We start from the raw sequence: 19,440 nt of genomic DNA, 5'->3' as shown, positions 1-19,440 counted from the left end.
GAAGAGATGATTACTCGATGATTTTAGCTACAACGCCAGCACCAACGGTACGGCCGCCTTCACGGATAGCGAAGCGCAGACCGTCTTCCATTGCGATGGTTTTGATCAGGGTAACAGTCATTTGAATGTTATCGCCTGGCATTACCATTTCAACGCCTTCTGGCAGTTCGCAGTTACCGGTCACGTCAGTAGTACGGAAGTAGAACTGTGGACGGTAGCCTTTGAAGAACGGAGTGTGACGACCGCCTTCTTCCTTGCTCAGAACGTAAACTTCTGCGGTGAACTTGGTGTGAGGCTTAACCGAACCTGGTTTAACCAGAACCTGGCCACGCTCAACGTCGTCACGCTTGGTACCACGCAGCAGAACGCCGCAGTTCTCGCCAGCACGACCTTCGTCGAGCAGCTTACGGAACATTTCAACACCGGTGCAGGTGGTGACGGTAGTGTCACGCAGACCAACGATTTCCAGTGGATCTTGAACGCGAACGATACCGCGCTCGATACGACCAGTCACAACAGTACCGCGACCGGAGATCGAGAATACGTCTTCGATTGGCATCAGGAACGGCTTGTCGGTCAGACGAACTGGTTCTGGGATGTAGCTGTCCAGAGTCTCAACCAGTTTACGAACGGCAGTGGTGCCCATTTCGTTGTCGTCTTTGCCTTCCAGAGCCATACGAGCAGAACCGATGATGATCGGAGTGTCGTCACCTGGGAAGTCGTAAGTGCTCAGCAGATCGCGCACTTCCATCTCAACCAGTTCCAGCAGCTCAGCGTCGTCTACCAGGTCAGCCTTGTTCAGGAAAACCACGATGTACGGAACGCCTACCTGACGGGACAGCAGGATGTGTTCACGGGTTTGTGGCATCGGACCATCAGCGGCCGAGCAAACCAGGATCGCGCCGTCCATCTGGGCAGCACCAGTGATCATGTTCTTCACGTAGTCAGCGTGACCTGGGCAGTCAACGTGAGCGTAGTGACGAATAGTCGAGTTGTACTCAACGTGAGCGGTGTTGATGGTGATACCACGAGCTTTTTCTTCTGGTGCGCTGTCGATCTTGTCGAAGTCAACACGAGCCGAACCGAAAACTTCGGAGCAGACGCGAGTCAGAGCAGCGGTCAGAGTGGTTTTACCGTGGTCAACGTGGCCGATGGTGCCAACGTTTACGTGCGGTAGGGAACGATCAAATTTTTCTTTAGCCACGACAATTAACTCCTTGCCTAAAGGACTGAATCAGCCTTGTTTTTTGGATACAGTTTCAGCGATGTGCGCCGGAGCTGTGTTGTATTTTTTGAATTCCATAGAGTAGCTTGCGCGACCCTGGGACATGGAGCGAACGTCGGTCGCGTAACCGAACATCTCACCCAACGGAACCTCGGCGCGAATCACTTTGCCGGAAACCGTGTCTTCCATACCCAAGATCATGCCGCGACGACGGTTAAGGTCGCCCATGACATCACCCATATAGTCTTCAGGTGTAACAACTTCTACCGCCATGATTGGCTCAAGCAACTCACCACCGCCCTTCTGGGCCAGTTGCTTGGTTGCCATGGAAGCAGCCACCTTAAACGCCATCTCGTTGGAGTCGACGTCGTGGTAAGAACCGTCAAAAACGGTTGCTTTCAGGCCGATCAGCGGATAGCCGGCAACAACACCGTTCTTCATCTGCTCTTCGATACCCTTCTGGATAGCAGGGATGTATTCCTTAGGAACCACACCACCTACCACTTCGTTCACGAATTGCAGACCTTCCTGACCTTCGTCAGCAGGAGCAAAACGGATCCAGCAGTGACCGAACTGACCACGACCGCCGGACTGACGAACGAACTTGCCTTCGATTTCACAGTTCTTCGTGATGCGCTCACGATAGGAAACCTGAGGCTTACCGATGTTGGCTTCGACGTTGAACTCACGGCGCATCCGGTCAACCAGGATGTCCAGGTGCAGCTCGCCCATGCCGGAGATGATCGTTTGACCAGTCTCTTCATCAGTCTTGACGCGGAAAGATGGATCTTCCTGAGCAAGCTTGCCCAGAGCGATACCCATTTTTTCCTGGTCATCCTTGGTCTTAGGCTCTACGGCAACCGAAATAACCGGCTCCGGGAAGTCCATGCGAACCAGGATGATTGGCTTGGCAGCGTCGCACAAAGTCTCGCCCGTGGTGACGTCCTTCATGCCGATCAGGGCCGCGATGTCACCAGCGCGTACTTCCTTGATCTCTTCACGGGCGTTTGCGTGCATTTGCACCATACGACCCACGCGCTCTTTCTTGCCTTTAACCGAGTTGATCACGCCGTCGCCGGAGGCCAACACGCCCGAGTAAACGCGGACGAAGGTCAAAGTACCCACGAATGGGTCGGTTGCGATCTTGAACGCCAGAGCCGAGAACGGCTCGCTGTCATCGGCGTGACGCTCCATTTCTTCTTCCTCGTTATCAGGGTTAGTACCCTTGATAGCAGGAATGTCGGTTGGAGCCGGCAGGTAGTCGATAACGGCGTCGAGAACCAGGGGAACACCCTTGTTCTTGAAGGAAGAACCACAAACAGCCAGGACGATCTCACCAGCGATAGTACGCTGACGCAGAGCAGCCTTGATTTCCACGTTGGTGAGCTCTTCACCCTCGAGGTACTTGTTCATCAGCTCTTCGCTGGCTTCGGCCGCAGCCTCAACCATGTTGTTGCGCCACTCGTCAGCCAGCTCCTGCAGTTCTGCAGGGATAGGCTTGCGAACAGGCACCATGCCTTTGTCGGAGTCATTCCAGTAAACCGCTTCCATATTGATCAGATCGATCTGACCCTGGAAGTTGTCTTCGGAACCGATAGCCAACTGGATTGGCACCGGGGTGTGACCCAGACGCTGTTTGATCTGACCGATCACGCGAAGGAAGTTGGCGCCAGCACGGTCCATCTTGTTTACGTAAACAAGACGTGGAACGCCGTATTTGTTGGCTTGACGCCATACGGTTTCCGACTGAGGCTCAACACCCGAAGTACCGCAGAACACAACGACAGCACCGTCGAGTACACGCAGGGAACGCTCAACTTCAATGGTGAAGTCTACGTGGCCTGGGGTATCGATTACGTTGAAGCGATGCTCGTCTTTGTACTGCTTCTCGGAACCTTTCCAGAAGGCGGTAATAGCAGCAGAAGTAATGGTAATACCACGCTCCTGCTCCTGAACCATCCAGTCTGTGGTCGCGGCGCCGTCATGCACCTCGCCCATTTTGTGACTTTTGCCGGTGTAAAACAGTACGCGCTCGGTGGTGGTGGTTTTACCAGCATCCACGTGTGCAACGATACCGATGTTACGGTAGCGGCTAATCGGAGTAGTACGAGCCATAAAGCCCTCGCAAAATTAGTGAAGCTAAGATTAGAAGCGGTAGTGCGAGAAAGCTTTGTTAGCTTCAGCCATACGGTGCACGTCTTCACGCTTCTTAACAGCAGCACCTTTACCTTCAGCAGCGTCCAACAGCTCGCCGGCCAAACGCAGAGCCATAGACTTCTCGCCGCGCTTACGGGCGAAGTCTACCAACCAGCGCATTGCCAGAGCGTTACGACGGGACGGACGAACTTCAACCGGAACCTGGTAAGTAGCACCGCCTACACGGCGCGACTTCACTTCGACCAGCGGAGCGATGGCGTCGAGAGCTTTCTCGAAGATTTCCAGGGGGTCGCTGTTCTTGCGTTCTTTAACCTTTTCCAGCGCGCCATAAACGATACGCTCGGCAACGGCTTTCTTGCCGCTCTCCATCACGTGGTTCATGAACTTGGCCAGAATTTGGCTTCCGTATTTTGGATCGTCAAGCACTTCGCGCTTGGCTGCTACGCGTCTTCTTGGCATGGATAAGCCCTCAAACGGTCTTCAGGTTCGCTCGGAATCGGTGCCCTTTCGGGACGCCTCCGACCTTACTCTTATCGACTCAGAAAATAAGATGATTCAGTGTTACAAAAAGCCGCTACTACTTAGGCTTCTTGGTACCGTACTTCGAACGACCCTGGTTACGACCTTTAACGCCGGAAGTATCCAAGGAGCCGCGAACGGTGTGATAACGAACACCTGGCAAGTCTTTTACACGACCGCCGCGGATCAGTACCACGCTGTGCTCTTGCAGGTTGTGACCTTCACCACCGATGTACGAGGAAACCTCGAAACCGTTGGTCAGGCGCACACGGCATACTTTACGCAGTGCCGAGTTAGGTTTTTTCGGCGTAGTGGTATACACGCGAGTGCATACGCCACGACGTTGCGGGCAGTTCTGCAGCGCAGGCACGTCGGATTTCTCGACGATACGCTTACGCGGCTGACGTACCAGCTGGTTGATAGTTGCCATCTACTAGCTCCACTGTTGTCTTGCGACGCTATTGTCTTGCAAGAAAAGCAAAATGGCAGGAACGAATTCCCGCCAAATTTAGGGGTACAAGAGTCTAAAGAGGATCTTGCCCCCAGTCAAGGCAAGGCCCCGACATCCCCTCTCATCGAACCGGGACAAAACTGCCTCGATCCGACGAATGGGGGCTACCAGGGCCCGGACTTATTTATCGCAGAACTCAGTTACCGCTGGAGTTCAGCGCTTCGGTCAGTGCAGCTTCCACTTCACTGGCGCTTACGCGCAACGGCTTGTCAGCATCACGGCGGCGTTTACGCTCGCTGTGGTAAGCCAAACCGGTACCGGCCGGGATCAGACGACCCACAACCACGTTTTCTTTCAGGCCGCGCAGGTAATCGCGCTTGCCGGTTACCGCTGCTTCGGTCAGTACGCGAGTGGTCTCCTGGAAGGAGGCCGCCGAGATGAACGATTCAGTCGACAACGACGCCTTGGTGATACCCAGCAGCACGCGAGTGAACTTGGACACGAATTTGTCTTCGGTCGCCAAGCGCTCGTTTTCCACCAGCACGTGAGTCAGTTCCATCTGGTCGCCCTTGATGAAACTGGAATCGCCGGATTCAGCGATTTCAACTTTACGCAGCATCTGACGCAGGATGGTCTCGATGTGCTTATCGTTGATCTTCACGCCTTGCAGGCGGTAAACGTCCTGGATCTCGTTAACGATGTACTTGGCCAGCGCACTCACACCCAGCAGACGCAGGATGTCGTGTGGATCGCTCGGGCCGTCGGAGATAACTTCGCCGCGGTTTACCTGTTCGCCTTCGAACACGTTCAGGTGACGCCACTTCGGAATCAGCTCTTCATACGGATCACTACCGTCGTTCGGAGTAATGACCAGACGGCGCTTGCCCTTGGTCTCTTTACCGAACGCGATGGTGCCGCTGACTTCAGCCAGAATCGACGCTTCTTTCGGACGACGAGCTTCGAACAAGTCGGCAACACGCGGCAGACCACCGGTGATGTCACGGGTTTTCGAAGTTTCTTGCGGGATACGCGCGATAACATCACCGATCGCGATCTTCGCACCATCCGCTACACCGACCAGGGCGTTGGCTGGCAGGAAGTACTGAGCGATTACGTCAGTGCCTGGCAGCAACAAGTCCTTGCCGTTGTCATCGACCATCTTCACGGCAGGACGGATGTCTTTACCGGCAGCTGGACGATCTTTCGCGTCGAGTACTTCAATGTTGGTCATACCGGTCAATTCGTCAGTCTGACGCTTGATCGTGATGCCTTCTTCCATGCCCACGTAGGTCACGGTACCTTTCATTTCGGTAACGATTGGGTGAGTGTGCGGGTCCCACTTGGCCACGATTGCGCCAGCGTCGACCTTGTCACCTTCTTTAACCGAAATCACAGCACCGTACGGCAGCTTGTAACGCTCACGCTCACGACCGTAGTCATCAGCGATTGCCAGCTCACCGGAACGGGACACGGCAACCAGGTGGCCATCCACTCGCTCTACGTGCTTCAGGTTGTGCAGGCGGACAGTACCGCCATTCTTCACCTGAACGCTGTCGGCTGCGGAGGTCCGGCTTGCCGCACCACCGATGTGGAACGTACGCATCGTCAGCTGGGTACCCGGCTCACCGATGGACTGGGCAGCGATAACGCCGACCGCTTCACCGATGTTCACCTGGTGACCACGAGCCAAGTCACGGCCGTAGCACTTGGCGCAGATGCCGTAGCGGGTTTCGCAGCTGATCGGCGAGCGAACGATCACTTCGTCGATGCTGTTGAGTTCGATGAACTCGACCCACTTCTCGTCTACCAGGGTGCCGGCAGGAACGATAACTTCCTCGGTGCCTGGCTTGAACACGTCACGGGCAATAACACGACCCAATACGCGCTCACCCAACGGCTCTACAACGTCACCGCCTTCAATGTGCGGCGTCATCAGCAGGCCGTGCTCGGTACCACAATCGATCTCGGTTACAACCAGATCTTGTGCAACGTCTACCAGACGGCGAGTCAGGTAACCGGAGTTAGCGGTTTTCAACGCGGTATCCGCAAGACCCTTACGAGCACCGTGAGTCGAGATGAAGTACTGAAGTACGCTCAAACCTTCACGGAAGTTCGCAGTAATCGGCGTTTCGATGATGGAACCGTCCGGCTTGGCCATCAGGCCACGCATACCGGCGAGCTGACGGATCTGCGCAGCAGAACCCCGTGCGCCCGAGTCGGCCATCATGTACATCGAGTTGAAGGACTCTTGGTCAACTTCGTCGCCATGACGGTCGATGACTTTCTCTTTCGAGAGGTTGGCCATCATCGCCTTGGAAACTTCATCGTTCGCCTTGGACCAAAGGTCGATTACCTTGTTGTACTTCTCACCCTGGGTTACCAGGCCGGAGGCGTACTGGCTTTCGATTTCTTTCACTTCTTCGGTGGCAGCGCCGATGATGCGGGCTTTTTCATCCGGGATAACAAAGTCGTTAACGCCGATGGAAACGCCGGAAATGGTCGAGTAAGCAAAACCGGTATACATCAACTGGTCAGCGAAGATCACGGTCTCTTTCAAACCAACCACGCGGTAGCACTGGTTGATCAACTTGGAGATCGCCTTTTTCTTCATCGGCAGGTTGACGACGTCGTACGACAGACCTTTTGGCACAACTTGATACAACAGCGCACGGCCGACAGTGGTGTCGACGATACGAGTGTTGGTCACGCTGCCGCCGTCACGGTCGTTGACGGTTTCGTTGATCCGCACTTTGACCTTGGCGTGCAATGCGGCTTCGCCGGCACGGAACACACGGTCAACTTCTTGCAGGTCAGCGAACACACGACCTTCGCCCTTGGCGTTGATCGCTTCACGCGTCATGTAGTACAGACCCAATACAACGTCCTGCGACGGAACGATGATTGGCTCACCGTTGGCTGGCGACAGAATGTTGTTGGTCGACATCATCAATGCACGCGCTTCCAACTGGGCTTCCAGTGTCAGCGGTACGTGCACGGCCATTTGGTCGCCGTCGAAGTCGGCGTTGTACGCAGCACAGACCAACGGGTGCAGCTGGATAGCCTTACCTTCGATCAGTACCGGTTCAAACGCCTGGATACCCAGACGGTGAAGGGTCGGTGCACGGTTGAGGAGAACCGGGTGTTCGCGGATCACCTCAGCGAGAACGTCCCAAACCTCTGGCAGTTCGCGCTCGACCATTTTCTTGGCCGCTTTGATGGTGGTCGCGAGACCGCGCATTTCCAGCTTGCCGAAGATGAATGGCTTGAACAGCTCAAGTGCCATCTTCTTAGGCAGACCGCACTGGTGCAGACGCAGGGTCGGGCCTACGGTAATTACCGAACGACCAGAGTAGTCAACACGCTTACCGAGCAGGTTCTGACGGAAACGACCTTGCTTACCCTTGATCATGTCAGCCAGGGATTTCAGAGGACGCTTGTTGGAACCGGTGATAGCGCGGCCACGGCGACCGTTGTCGAGCAAGGCATCGACAGCTTCTTGCAACATACGCTTTTCGTTGCGCACGATGATGTCCGGAGCGGACAGATCAAGCAGGCGCTTCAAGCGGTTGTTACGGTTGATCACGCGACGGTACAGGTCGTTGAGGTCGGAAGTCGCGAAACGACCACCATCCAACGGTACCAGTGGACGCAGGTCAGGCGGCAGAACCGGCAGAACGGTCAGCACCATCCACTCTGGCAAGTTGCCGGAACCCTGAAAGGCTTCCATCAACTTCAGACGCTTGGACAGCTTCTTGATCTTGGTTTCGGAGTTGGTTTGCGGAATTTCTTCACGCAGACGGCCAATCTCGTGCTCCAGGTCGATAGCGTGCAGCAGTTCGCGGACAGCTTCGGCACCCATGCGAGCATCGAAATCGTCACCGAATTCTTCCAGCGCTTCGAAGTACTGCTCGTCGTTCAGCAGCTGACCTTTTTCAAGGGTGGTCATGCCTGGATCGATAACGACATAGCTCTCGAAGTAGAGAACGCGCTCGATATCACGCAGGGTCATGTCCATCAGCAAGCCGATACGGGACGGCAGCGATTTCAGGAACCAGATGTGGGCAACCGGCGAAGCCAGTTCGATGTGCGCCATGCGCTCACGACGAACCTTGGCCAGTGCAACTTCAACGCCGCACTTCTCGCAGATCACACCACGGTGCTTCAAGCGCTTGTACTTACCGCACAGGCACTCGTAATCCTTTACCGGGCCAAAGATCTTGGCGCAGAACAGGCCGTCACGCTCAGGTTTGAACGTACGGTAGTTGATGGTTTCCGGCTTTTTAACTTCACCGAACGACCACGAACGGATCATCTCAGGCGATGCCAACCCAATACGGATGGCGTCGAACTCTTCGACTTGACCCTGGTTTTTCAGCAAATTCAGTAGGTCTTTCAAGGCCTTTCCTCCTGGCGGAGCAGAGAGCGGGCATCACTGCCCCGCTCTCGATTCGCGTCACGTGTTATTCGGTTTCCAGATCGATATCGATGCCGAGGGAACGAATTTCTTTGATCAACACGTTGAAGGACTCGGGCATGCCCGGCTCCATACGGTGATCGCCGTCCACGATGTTTTTGTACATCTTGGTCCGACCGTTCACATCGTCCGACTTCACTGTGAGCATTTCTTGCAGAGTGTAAGCAGCACCGTATGCTTCCAGTGCCCAGACCTCCATCTCCCCGAAACGCTGACCACCGAACTGAGCCTTACCACCCAGCGGCTGCTGGGTAACCAGGCTGTACGAACCGGTAGAACGAGCGTGCATCTTGTCGTCTACCAAGTGGTTCAGCTTCAGCATGTACATGTAGCCAACAGTAACCGGACGCTCGAACTTGTTGCCGGTACGGCCGTCGAACAGCTGCATCTGGCCGCTTTCTGGCAGATCCGCCAGTTTGAGCATGGCCTTGATTTCGCTTTCCTTGGCACCGTCGAACACCGGGGTAGCCATTGGAACACCGCCGCGCAGGTTCTTCGCCAGATCCAGGATTTCCTGGTCAGAGAAGGTGTCCAGCTCTTCGTTGCGACCGCCGATCTCGTTGTAGATCTCGTGCAGGAACTTACGCAGGTCAGCGACCTTGCGCTGCTCCTCGATCATACGGTTGATCTTCTCGCCCAGCCCTTTGGCCGCGAGGCCCAGGTGGGTTTCAAGGATCTGACCAACGTTCATACGCGAAGGTACGCCCAACGGGTTGAGGACGACGTCGACCGGGGTGCCATTGGCATCGTGCGGCATGTCTTCAACCGGCATGATCACGGAGACCACACCTTTGTTACCGTGACGACCGGCCATCTTGTCGCCCGGCTGGATGCGGCGACGGATTGCCAGGTAAACCTTGACGATCTTCAGCACGCCAGGAGCCAGGTCATCGCCCTGCTGCAGTTTGCGCTTCTTGTCTTCGAACTTGTCGTCCAGCAGACGGCGGCGATCAACGATGTAGGCCTGGGCCTTCTCGAGCTGCTCGTTCAGAGCATCTTCAGCCATACGCAGTTTGAACCACTGGCCGTGCTCAAGACCGTCGAGGATTTCGTCGGTGATGTCCTGACCCTTCTTCAGACCTGCGCCGCCTTCAGCCTTATGGCCTACCAGGGCGGAACGCAGACGTTCGAAAGTCGCGCCTTCAACGATACGGAACTCTTCGTTCAGATCCTTGCGGATCTCGTCGAGCTGGGTCTTCTCGATGGACAGTGCACGAGCATCACGCTCGACGCCGTCACGGGTGAAGACCTGTACGTCGATGACAGTACCTTTGGTACCGGTAGGTACGCGCAGGGAGGTGTCTTTAACGTCGCTGGCTTTTTCACCGAAGATGGCACGCAGCAGCTTCTCTTCCGGAGTCAGCTGGGTCTCGCCTTTCGGAGTGACCTTACCGACCAGGATGTCACCTGCGCCTACTTCAGCACCTACGTAGACGATACCGGCTTCGTCCAGCTTGTTCAGTGCAGCTTCACCCACGTTCGGGATGTCTGCAGTGATTTCCTCTGGGCCAAGCTTGGTGTCACGGGCAACACAGGTCAGTTCCTGAATGTGGATCGTGGTGAAACGGTCTTCTTGAACAACACGCTCGGACAAGCAGATGGAGTCTTCGAAGTTGAAGCCGTTCCATGCCATGAACGCGATGCGCATGTTCTGACCAAGCGCCAGTTCACCCATGTCGGTGGACGGGCCGTCGGCCATGATGTCGCTACGCTGAACGCGATCACCCTTGCTCACCAGCGGACGCTGGTTGATGCAGGTGTTCTGGTTCGAGCGGGTGTATTTGGTCAGGTTGTAGATGTCGACACCGGCTTCGCCAGTTTCAACTTCGTCATCGGCAACACGAACCACGATACGGCTGGCATCAACGGAGTCGATTACGCCGCCACGGCGAGCCACGACGCAAACGCCGGAGTCACGGGCTACGTTACGCTCCATGCCGGTACCTACCAGCGGCTTGTCAGCGCGCAGGGTCGGTACAGCTTGACGCTGCATGTTGGAACCCATCAACGCACGGTTGGCGTCATCGTGCTCCAGGAACGGGATCAGCGACGCTGCTACCGAAACTACCTGCTTCGGCGAAACGTCCATCAAGGTGACGTCTTCCGGCGCCTTGACGGTGAACTCGTTCAAGTGACGAACAGCTACCAGCTCGTCGACCAGGACTTTCTTGTCATTCATCGTGGCCGAAGCCTGGGCGATCACGTGATCAGCTTCTTCGATGGCGGACAGGAAAACGATCTCGTCGGTGACCAAAGCGTCTTTCACCACACGGTACGGGCTCTCGAGGAAGCCGTATTGGTTGGTGCGCGCATAAGCGGCCAGGGAGTTGATCAGACCGATGTTCGGACCTTCCGGCGTTTCGATCGGGCAAACACGGCCGTAGTGCGTCGGGTGTACGTCACGCACTTCAAAGCCGGCACGCTCACGGGTCAGACCGCCCGGGCCCAGTGCGGAGACACGGCGCTTGTGGGTGATCTCGGAGAGCGGGTTGTTCTGGTCCATGAACTGGGACAGCTGGCTGGAACCGAAGAACTCTTTCACCGCCGCAGCTACTGGCTTGGCGTTGATCAGGTCTTGCGGCATCAGGCCTTCGCTTTCAGCCATCGACAGACGCTCTTTGACCGCACGTTCAACACGTACCAGGCCAACGCGGAACTGGTTCTCGGCCATTTCGCCTACACAGCGAACACGACGGTTACCCAGGTGGTCGATGTCATCGACGATGCCTTTGCCGTTACGGATGTCGACCAGGGTCTTCAGTACCGCGACGATGTCTTCCTTGCACAGCACGCCCGAACCTTCGATCTCGGTACGACCGATACGACGGTTGAACTTCATCCGGCCGACCGCAGACAGGTCATAGCGCTCAGGGCTGAAGAACAGGTTGTTGAACAGGGTCTCGGCAGCGTCTTTGGTTGGTGGCTCGCCCGGACGCATCATGCGATAGATCTCGACCAGCGCTTCCAATTGGTTGCTGGTGGAGTCGATCTTCAGCGTGTCGGAGATGAACGGACCGCAGTCGATGTCGTTGGTGTACAGGGTCTCGATGCGAACTACCTGAGCCTTGGCGATTTTGGCCAGGATCTCGGTGTTCAGCTCGGTGTTGCACTCAGCCAGGATTTCGCCTGTAGCCGGGTGAACGATGACCTTGGCGGTAGTACGACCCAGGACGTAGTCCAGAGGCACTTCCAGCTCTTTGATACCGGCTTTTTCGATCTGGTTGATGTGGCGCGCAGTGATACGGCGGCCAGCTTCAACAATGACCTTGCCTTTTTCATCCTGGATGTCCAGGACGGCAATTTCACCACGCAGACGCGAAGCGATCAGCTCCAGCTTGAGGGTTTCATCCTTCAGGCTGAACACGTTGGTGGTATAGAAAGCGTCCAGCACTTGCTCAGTGGTGTAGCCGAGCGCGCGCAGCAGTACCGAGGCCGGCAGCTTGCGACGACGGTCGATACGCACGAACACGCAGTCTTTCGGGTCGAACTCGAAGTCCAACCACGAACCACGGTACGGAATGATCCGCGCGGAGTACAGGAGCTTGCCGGAGCTGTGCGTCTTGCCGCGGTCGTGGTCGAAGAACACGCCCGGGGAACGGTGCAGCTGGGAAACGATCACACGCTCGGTACCATTGATAACGAAGGTACCGTTCTCGGTCATCAATGGGATTTCGCCCATGTAGACTTCTTGCTCTTTGATGTCCTTGATCGCTTTGTTCGACGATTCTTTGTCGAAAATGATCAGACGGACTTTTACCCGCAAAGGTACGGCGTACGTAACACCGCGCAACACGCATTCTTTGACATCAAATGCCGGTTCGCCCAGGCGATAACCGACGTACTCCAGCGCAGCATTGCCGGAGTAGCTGATGATCGGGAAAACGGATTTGAAGGCCGCATGCAGGCCCACGTCGCGGAACTGATCTTTGGTCGCTCCCGCCTGCAAGAATTCACGATACGAATCCAGCTGGATAGCCAGAAGGTACGGGACATCCATGACGTCCGGCAACTTGCTAAAGTCCTTGCGGATACGTTTTTTCTCAGTATATGAGTAAGCCATCAGCGTTCCCCAGCTTGGTCACCTGCTTGTTTGGCCCCTCCGACGGGAGCAGCCAGAAAATCTTGCAAACCCCATGGTTTGCACCACCGCATCGGGTGGTTACAGCGCGTTAGTGGCGGCGACCGAGTCGACAGCCAAGAACGGAAAAAGGCCGGTGGCAAGAGCCACCAGCCATCAGCCTTCAGCTTAACGCTTGGGCTGGAGACGCAAGGTCGATGCTTACTTCAGCTCGACTTTAGCGCCTGCTTCTTCCAGCACTGCTTTAGCTTTGTCAGCGGCGTCTTTCGACACTGCTTCCAGAACCTGGGCAGGAGCGCCGTCAACTACAGCCTTGGCTTCTTTCAGGCCCAGACCGGTCAGTTCACGTACTGCCTTGATCACGTTTACTTTCTTCTCGCCAGCTTCTACCAGCATGACGTTGAATTCGGTTTGCTCTTCAGCAGCAACAGCAGCAACAGCTGGGCCAGCGGAAGCAGCGGCAGCGGAAACGCCGAATTTTTCTTCGAAAGCTTTGATCAGCTCAACAACCTGCAGAACCGACATTTCAGCTACGGCGTTGAGGATATCGTCTTGGGAGATAGACATTGCTGTATTTCCTGAATTGGGGGACGGCCTACTCGGCCATCGAAATAAACAAAAATACGCGAGAGAAGTCGCTCAGCCTTAGGCTGCGGCAGCTTCTTTTTGCTCGCGAACTGCGGCCAGAGTACGAGCCAGCTTGCTGGTAGCGCCTTGAATCACGCTCATCAGCTGCGAAATGGCTTCGTCGCGGGTCGGCAGTGTTGCCAGTACGTCGATTTGGTTAGCTGCGAGGAACTTGCCCTCGAACGCAGCTGCCTTGATCTCGAACTTATCCTGACTCTTGGCGAATTCCTTGAACAAACGGGCAGCAGCGCCTGGATGTTCCTTGGAGAACGCGATCAGAGTCGGGCCGGTGAACACGTCGTTGAGGACACTGTATTCAGTGTCAGCAACAGCGCGCTTGAGCAGGGTGTTACGTACAACACGTACGTATACGCCAGCTTCACGAGCCTCTTTACGGAGTCCGGTCATAGCGCCTACTGTCACACCACGGGCATCAGCCACGACAGCGGACAGAGCAGCTTTGGCAGCCTCGTTGACTTCAGCGACGATGGCCTTCTTGTCTTCGAGATTAATTGCCACGGGTTTAACTCCTGCTTGTTACCGTTTCATCTGGCCGGAGCCGGATGTCGTTTTGGTGTCTGATTCGGTAAGGAACCGGGAGCACCATCTGCGTAGGCTTGTGGTTTAAGACTTGCGTCGCCTACGGTCTTGGATAGCCCCCGCCAGGCAGGGACCCCAATTTTTTTCAATTGGCGCGATCGCTCGCACCAATCTGTGTCTTATACGTCCAGTGAGCCTTGGTCGATGACCAGACCTGGGCCCATAGTAGTGCTCAGGGTAACGCGCTTGACGTAGATACCTTTCGAAGAAGCTGGCTTGATACGCTTCAGATCAGCGATCAGGGCTTCAACGTTTTCCTTCAGCTTGACGGCATCGAAGCCGACTTTGCCAACGGAGGTGTGAATGATGCCGTTTTTGTCGGTGCGATAACGAACCTGACCAGCCTTGGCGTTTTTAACCGCGGTGGCTACGTCTGGCGTTACGGTACCGACTTTCGGGTTAGGCATCAGACCACGTGGACCCAGGATCTGACCCAACTGACCTACAACGCGCATTGCATCCGGGGATGCAATAACTACGTCGTAGTTCAGGTCGCCGCCTTTCATTTCGGCAGCCAGGTCGTCCATGCCAACGCGGTCAGCGCCAGCGGCCAGAGCAGCTTCAGCTGCTGGGCCTTGGGTGAAGACAGCTACACGTACAGTCTTGCCAGTACCGTGTGGCAGCACAGTAGCGCTACGAACGACCTGGTCGGATTTACGTGGGTCAACACCCAGGTTTACAGCAACGTCAACAGACTCGCTGAACTTGACAGTCGACAGCTCGGTCAGCAGGGCAGCGGCGTCTACAAAATTGTAGGCCTTGCCTGCTTCGATTTTGCCGGCGATAGCCTTTTGGCGCTTGGTCAGCTTAGCCATTACACACCCTCCACGTTAAGGCCCATGCTACGAGCAGAACCGGCGATGGTACGCACGGCTGCATCCATATCAGCTGCAGTCAGATCCGCGTTTTTGGTTTTCGCGATTTCTTCCAGCTGAGCACGAGTTACGGTGCCAACCTTAACGGTGTTAGGACGAGCGGAACCGCTAGTCAGACCAGCAGCTTTCTTCAACAGAACCGAAGCCGGAGTCGACTTGGTTTCGAAAGTGAAGCTACGGTCGCTGTATACAGTGATGATCACTGGAGTCGGCAGACCTGGCTCAAGACCCTGAGTACGGGCGTTGAAGGCCTTGCAGAATTCCATGATGTTCACGCCGTGCTGACCCAGAGCTGGACCGACGGGTGGGCTAGGGTTGGCCTGAGCGGCCTTCACTTGCAGCTTGATGTAAGCGGTAATCTTCTTGGCCATGAGGCACTCCAATTACGGGTTCAAACGCCTCGAAAGGCTCCCCGGTTACTTGCGCGTTTATCCCAGTGACGACAAAACCCCACAGCCTAAGGCTGCGGGGTTGGGATGCTTGCTCAGCTAGACCTTCTCGACCTGGCTGAACTCCAGCTCTACCGGAGTAGAGCGACCGAAAATGAGCACTGCCACTTGGATCCGGCTCTTTTCGTAGTTAACTTCTTCGACAGTACCGTTGAAATCAGCAAACGGACCATCTGTGACACGAACAACCTCACCCGGCTCGAAAAGCGTCTTCGGCTTAGGCTTGTCGCTACCATCAGCAACGCGGCGCAGAATCGCTTCTGCCTCTTTGTCGGTGATAGGAGCAGGCTTATCAGCGGTACCGCCAATGAAACCCATGACACGAGGAGTGTCCTTGACCAAGTGCCAAGTACCTTCATTCATGTCCATCTGAACCAGCACATAGCCAGGGAAGAACTTGCGTTCGCTTTTGCGCTTCTGACCATTCCGCATTTCAACCACTTCTTCAGTGGGAACCAGAATTTCGCCGAAGCCATCTTCCATGCCTGCCAGCTTTACGCGCTCCAGCAAAGAGCGCATAACATGCTTCTCGTAACCCGAGTAAGCATGAACAACGTACCAACGCTTAGCCACGGGACACCCTTAGCCAACAATCAAGGAAACAAGCCAGCCGAGCAGGGAATCAAGACCCCACAACAGCAACGCCATAACCAGAACAACAGCCACAACGATCAACGTGGTCTGCGTGGTTTCTTGGCGAGTCGGCCAAACGACTTTACGAATTTCGGTGCGAGCTTCCTTTACCAGGATCGCGAAAGATTTGCCTTTGGCGGTCTGTAGGCCCACAAAGGCAGCCACAGCAGCTAGGGCAAGCAATGCGAGCACGCGGTACAGGATCGGCGAAGCAGAGTAGTACTGATTGCCAACAACGCCTACGACCACCAAGGCGACTACAGCGAGCCACTTGACCAGATCGAAACGAGAGCTTTGAGCTTCAGCCTTAGGAGTCATCTATGAAGATCCTGTGAAAAGAAAGCCAGACACACCACGTGAATCTGGCAGGTCAGGAGGGAATCGAACCCCCAACCTACGGTTTTGGAGACCGTCGCTCTGCCAATTGAGCTACTGACCTAAAACAAAATCAGGCCGACCATTATGCAGGCCCGAAAAAGACTTTACAACAACCAACCCCACTAGACCTGAAATCACCTGGCAATAACGCCAGACTCAACACCTTCAAGCCGAGGCAGCTGTTAAAACAAAGGCAGATATTTTCATATCTGCCTTGTTATATGGAGCTCTTGAGCGGATTTGAACCGCTGACCTCACCCTTACCAAGGGTGTGCTCTACCAACTGAGCTACAAGAGCAAAACACCTGCACAACCTGCAAACTTGGAGCGGGTAGCGGGAATCGAACCCGCATCATCAGCTTGGAAGGCTGAGGTTCTACCACTAAACTATACCCGCGGAGCTTGCAGCTCACGCTAAAAATGGTGGAGGGGGAAGGATTCGAACCTTCGAAGTCGTAGACGTCAGATTTACAGTCTGATCCCTTTGGCCGCTCGGGAACCCCTCCTAAGCGAGCCGGCATTTTACATTACGCCGACCTTCTGTCAAGCATTTTCTCATTTAAAAATATGAGGTTAGCTGCATTGACCTTCGCTTCACACTGTAGGCCTAGAAGGTCTTCACTGCGAAGCGGGCGCCATTCTATGCAAACTATTCGAGAGTTGCAACGCCTTCGCACAACATTATTTTATGTTTTAACTCATTGAAATCCTTAGCAAGGTTTTCAAAGGGCAGATCGTCAGCCAGGCGTCGGCTTTCAGGGGCTACTCGAAGCCAATAGCCGGAGGCGTCTGTAGTATTGAGCAATAGAAGCTTGACCTTTATATCCAGACTTGTGAGCCGCTGCTCAACAGACTGTGCTTGACGCTGATCCGCAAAACCACCGATGTACAAGCAAGTATTTTGCGCTTCAGATGCTTTTACGCGGTCTCTGCGCACCACGGCATCAGAAGATTCGCTGAGAAGCCGAATATCCTGCTGCGCTCCCCTGTACAGGCTTAGAGGCGTGACATCCTTGGCGCGCAGCGGCGCTTCTTGCTGATGCCAAATGTAATAGAAGGCGTTGAGGACAAGTAAAAGCAAAAACAACCAACGCATAACCACCTCAGGACAAAGGACAAGCCATCGCCAAACCGACAAACACCAGATCGGGCACGAGCCGCGCCTGCGGCACTGCATCAGCCACTAAATCAGCGTCCCCCCCAGTCAGGAACACGATGAAGTCATCACCCCAGTAGCTTCGCGCCAACTCTAACTGAGTGAGTACAAACCCTCTCAGCATCAGTGTGCAGCCGCGCTCCACTGCCTCGACGGTCGTACGGCCAGGGGAGAGGCGCTCAAGCGCCCTTTCAGCAGCTGCGTCGTCGTAGCGTATTTTACGCGTGTGAGTGCGCAGTTGGTTGCGCATGAGAGGCATACCCGGGCAAATGAAACCGCCCAAGTGCTCGCCATCGGCCGCAATGAAATCCGCTGTGGCTGCCGTACCAAAATCAAGCACCAGGCAAGCGCCTCGCGCGAGCTTGAATCCACCTAGCATCGCCAACCAGCGGTCAAGGCCGAGACGCTCGAAATCTTCGTAACCGTTGCGCACTCCGCCCATTTCACGCGCGGGAGCAGCGCACGAAACAGTAATACCGAACGCCTCATGCAGAGCCGCGACCAACTTGCTTGTTTCTTCCAGCGCACGAACGCTCACCAAGCGACAGCGCGTCAGCAACAATCCAGGAAGGGCCAACAGGCTTTCAATCAAAGCCAGGTCCGAACCAACCACCCCCTCCGACGAGGCACTGGGGCTATCAGCAAGTACACGCCATTTGATAAAGCTATTCCCACAGTCGAGCTCAAGAATCATCACGCAACCTCAGGCTTAACTCACCACCACTGTATACTTTCTCAACGCCATCAACACTCAAGCGCAATGCCCCTTGGCGATCTACACCCAGCACAACCCCATCGACCTGGTGGACACCCGCGATAAGGGAGACCGGCCGGCCCTGCCAAGCGTGATTTTGCTCCCACTCTCCCTGAAGCGCGACAAAACCGCCTTCCCGATGCCGCTCAAGGTAGCCTTGCAGCTGCCGCCCCAGTTGCGACACCAGAAGGTTGCGATCCACCTGAACCCCCGTCTCAAGCTGCACCGAGGTCCATTGTTGATCGACCTCGTCAGCCCTCTGCATATTCACGTTGATACCTATTCCCAGGACCACGTGGCAGATATCCGCGGGATCACCTACCAATTCCAGCAAAATTCCAGCAATTTTCTTCTGCCCTACCAAAACATCGTTCGGCCACTTCAAGGCCAGGCCCTGAACACCAGACTCGCGCAAGGCCTGCACGACCGCCAAACCCACAACCAGGCTTAGTCCCTCCAGTTGGCGCAGACCCGCCTCAATACGCAATACGAGGCTGTAATAAACGTTTTGCGCGAACGGACTGACCCACTTTCGCCCTCTCCTACCTCTTCCCGCAGTTTGCTGCTCCGCGAGCACCAGGAACGGCGCCGCGCATCCAGCGTCTACCAGCCGCAAAGCTTCAGCATTAGTGGAGTCAATGGAGTCGGAGATATGAACGGGCCATCTCAGCGATGGCGCACTCCGCGAAATCTCTTCAGCACTCAAGAACACCAATGGGGATGCCAGCTGATACCCCTTGCCTCGCACCTTATGAATTGGCAGATTCAACTCTGCCTCCAGGTGCTGCAGCTGCTTCCATACAGCACTGCGACTGACGCCGAGGGCGGCACCCAGTGCTTCTCCGGAATGGAATCGGCCATCTTTCAGAAGTTTCAACAACGTCAGCATGCAAGCATCGCCTTACAATGAGGCACGCATGATAGCCATGCGCAGGGTCATTGCATAGAAAGGCTGGACTTTAGCGCTGGAGGCCACACTCAGCGCACTTTCCGACCGCCCAAAACAAAACCCCTGACTGCGTTAGCAATCAGGGGTTCTGGAATTTAATCTTGACGATGACCTA

General features: G+C 55.4%; 15 protein-coding genes and 4 tRNA genes. All 19 read right to left on the bottom strand.

Translation table 11 applies throughout. From position 1 onward, the window contains the following. Positions 1-10 precede the first annotated feature (10 nt). Positions 11-1,204, bottom strand: coding sequence for an elongation factor Tu (tuf, locus tag AC3WP7_RS18160; protein WP_010206920.1), 1,194 nt, complete (start codon positions 1,202-1,204; stop codon positions 11-13). 30 nt (positions 1,205-1,234) lie between these two features. Further along, positions 1,235-3,340: an elongation factor G gene (gene fusA, locus AC3WP7_RS18155; RefSeq protein WP_010206921.1), complete on the bottom strand. Its 2,106-nt coding sequence runs from the start codon at positions 3,338-3,340 to the stop codon at positions 1,235-1,237. Positions 3,341-3,370: 30 nt separating this feature from the next. Continuing rightward, positions 3,371-3,841 (bottom strand): 30S ribosomal protein S7, encoded by a 471-nt coding sequence (gene rpsG / locus AC3WP7_RS18150; RefSeq protein WP_002555493.1) that lies wholly within the window; start codon positions 3,839-3,841, stop codon positions 3,371-3,373. 118 nt (positions 3,842-3,959) lie between these two features. Beyond that, complete coding sequence (rpsL, locus tag AC3WP7_RS18145; RefSeq protein WP_002555494.1) at positions 3,960-4,331, bottom strand: 30S ribosomal protein S12; 372 nt, start codon at positions 4,329-4,331, stop codon at positions 3,960-3,962. Between the two features lie 217 nt (positions 4,332-4,548). Continuing rightward, positions 4,549-8,748, bottom strand: a complete 4,200-nt coding sequence (gene rpoC / locus AC3WP7_RS18140; protein WP_071489832.1) for a DNA-directed RNA polymerase subunit beta' — start codon at positions 8,746-8,748, stop codon at positions 4,549-4,551. Between the two features lie 64 nt (positions 8,749-8,812). Then, positions 8,813-12,886, bottom strand: a complete 4,074-nt coding sequence (gene rpoB, locus AC3WP7_RS18135) for a DNA-directed RNA polymerase subunit beta (RefSeq protein WP_010206926.1) — start codon at positions 12,884-12,886, stop codon at positions 8,813-8,815. A gap of 219 nt (positions 12,887-13,105) precedes the next feature. Next, positions 13,106-13,471: a 50S ribosomal protein L7/L12 gene (gene rplL, locus AC3WP7_RS18130; RefSeq protein WP_071489831.1), complete on the bottom strand. Its 366-nt coding sequence runs from the start codon at positions 13,469-13,471 to the stop codon at positions 13,106-13,108. Positions 13,472-13,549: 78 nt separating this feature from the next. Then, positions 13,550-14,050, bottom strand: coding sequence for a 50S ribosomal protein L10 (rplJ, locus tag AC3WP7_RS18125; protein WP_016969477.1), 501 nt, complete (start codon positions 14,048-14,050; stop codon positions 13,550-13,552). A 200-nt stretch (positions 14,051-14,250) separates the two neighbouring features. Continuing rightward, positions 14,251-14,946: a 50S ribosomal protein L1 gene (rplA, locus tag AC3WP7_RS18120; RefSeq protein WP_003232403.1), complete on the bottom strand. Its 696-nt coding sequence runs from the start codon at positions 14,944-14,946 to the stop codon at positions 14,251-14,253. Continuing rightward, the gene (rplK, locus tag AC3WP7_RS18115; protein ID WP_003176435.1) at positions 14,946-15,377 is read right to left on the bottom strand and encodes a 50S ribosomal protein L11; all 432 of its coding nucleotides are present in this window, start codon (positions 15,375-15,377) and stop codon (positions 14,946-14,948) included. The genes rplA and rplK overlap by 1 nt, the downstream gene beginning before the upstream one ends. Positions 15,378-15,494: 117 nt before the next feature. Continuing rightward, entirely contained in the window at positions 15,495-16,028 is a 534-nt protein-coding gene (gene nusG, locus AC3WP7_RS18110; RefSeq protein WP_003176436.1) for a transcription termination/antitermination protein NusG, read from the bottom strand. Positions 16,029-16,037: 9 nt separating this feature from the next. Further along, positions 16,038-16,406 (bottom strand): preprotein translocase subunit SecE, encoded by a 369-nt coding sequence (gene secE / locus AC3WP7_RS18105; RefSeq protein WP_071489830.1) that lies wholly within the window; start codon positions 16,404-16,406, stop codon positions 16,038-16,040. A 45-nt stretch (positions 16,407-16,451) separates the two neighbouring features. Continuing rightward, positions 16,452-16,527 (bottom strand) — tRNA-Trp (locus AC3WP7_RS18100). A gap of 161 nt (positions 16,528-16,688) precedes the next feature. After that, positions 16,689-16,764 (bottom strand) — tRNA-Thr (locus AC3WP7_RS18095). Positions 16,765-16,789: 25 nt separating this feature from the next. Continuing rightward, a tRNA-Gly gene (locus AC3WP7_RS18090) sits at positions 16,790-16,863 on the bottom strand. 24 nt (positions 16,864-16,887) lie between these two features. Next, positions 16,888-16,972: transfer RNA gene (locus tag AC3WP7_RS18085), tRNA-Tyr, on the bottom strand. Positions 16,973-17,115: 143 nt separating this feature from the next. Then, positions 17,116-17,562, bottom strand: coding sequence for a hypothetical protein (locus tag AC3WP7_RS18080; protein WP_102592667.1), 447 nt, complete (start codon positions 17,560-17,562; stop codon positions 17,116-17,118). Between the two features lie 7 nt (positions 17,563-17,569). After that, a complete protein-coding gene (locus AC3WP7_RS18075; protein ID WP_092250506.1) occupies positions 17,570-18,316 on the bottom strand; it encodes a pantothenate kinase in 747 nt (248 codons plus the stop codon). Beyond that, the gene (birA, locus tag AC3WP7_RS18070; RefSeq protein ID WP_093125520.1) at positions 18,306-19,265 is read right to left on the bottom strand and encodes a bifunctional biotin--[acetyl-CoA-carboxylase] ligase/biotin operon repressor BirA; all 960 of its coding nucleotides are present in this window, start codon (positions 19,263-19,265) and stop codon (positions 18,306-18,308) included. The genes AC3WP7_RS18075 and birA overlap by 11 nt, the downstream gene beginning before the upstream one ends. Positions 19,266-19,440: the final 175 nt, after the last annotated feature.

It is taken from the genome of Pseudomonas sp. FW305-3-2-15-C-LB1 (genome assembly GCF_058787615.1).
Note: the sequence above shows the minus strand (reverse complement) of the source record. Positions and strands in the feature narration are given on the sequence as shown.

Bases quoted from the DNA above. Each gene is read 5' to 3' on its own strand.
- fusA (WP_010206921.1), bottom strand. From the start codon at position 3,340: ATGGCTCGTACTACTCCGATTAGCCGCTACCGTAACATCGGTATCGTT.
- rpsG (WP_002555493.1), bottom strand. From the start codon at position 3,841: ATGCCAAGAAGACGCGTAGCAGCCAAGCGCGAAGTGCTTGACGATCCA.
- rpsL (WP_002555494.1), bottom strand. From the start codon at position 4,331: ATGGCAACTATCAACCAGCTGGTACGTCAGCCGCGTAAGCGTATCGTC.
- rpoB (WP_010206926.1), bottom strand. From the start codon at position 12,886: ATGGCTTACTCATATACTGAGAAAAAACGTATCCGCAAGGACTTTAGC.
- rplL (WP_071489831.1), bottom strand. From the start codon at position 13,471: ATGTCTATCTCCCAAGACGATATCCTCAACGCCGTAGCTGAAATGTCG.
- rplA (WP_003232403.1), bottom strand. From the start codon at position 14,946: ATGGCTAAGCTGACCAAGCGCCAAAAGGCTATCGCCGGCAAAATCGAA.
- rplK (WP_003176435.1), bottom strand. From the start codon at position 15,377: ATGGCCAAGAAGATTACCGCTTACATCAAGCTGCAAGTGAAGGCCGCT.
- secE (WP_071489830.1), bottom strand. From the start codon at position 16,406: ATGACTCCTAAGGCTGAAGCTCAAAGCTCTCGTTTCGATCTGGTCAAG.
- AC3WP7_RS18080 (WP_102592667.1), bottom strand. From the start codon at position 17,562: ATGCGTTGGTTGTTTTTGCTTTTACTTGTCCTCAACGCCTTCTATTAC.
- AC3WP7_RS18075 (WP_092250506.1), bottom strand. From the start codon at position 18,316: ATGATTCTTGAGCTCGACTGTGGGAATAGCTTTATCAAATGGCGTGTA.
- birA (WP_093125520.1), bottom strand. From the start codon at position 19,265: ATGCTGACGTTGTTGAAACTTCTGAAAGATGGCCGATTCCATTCCGGA.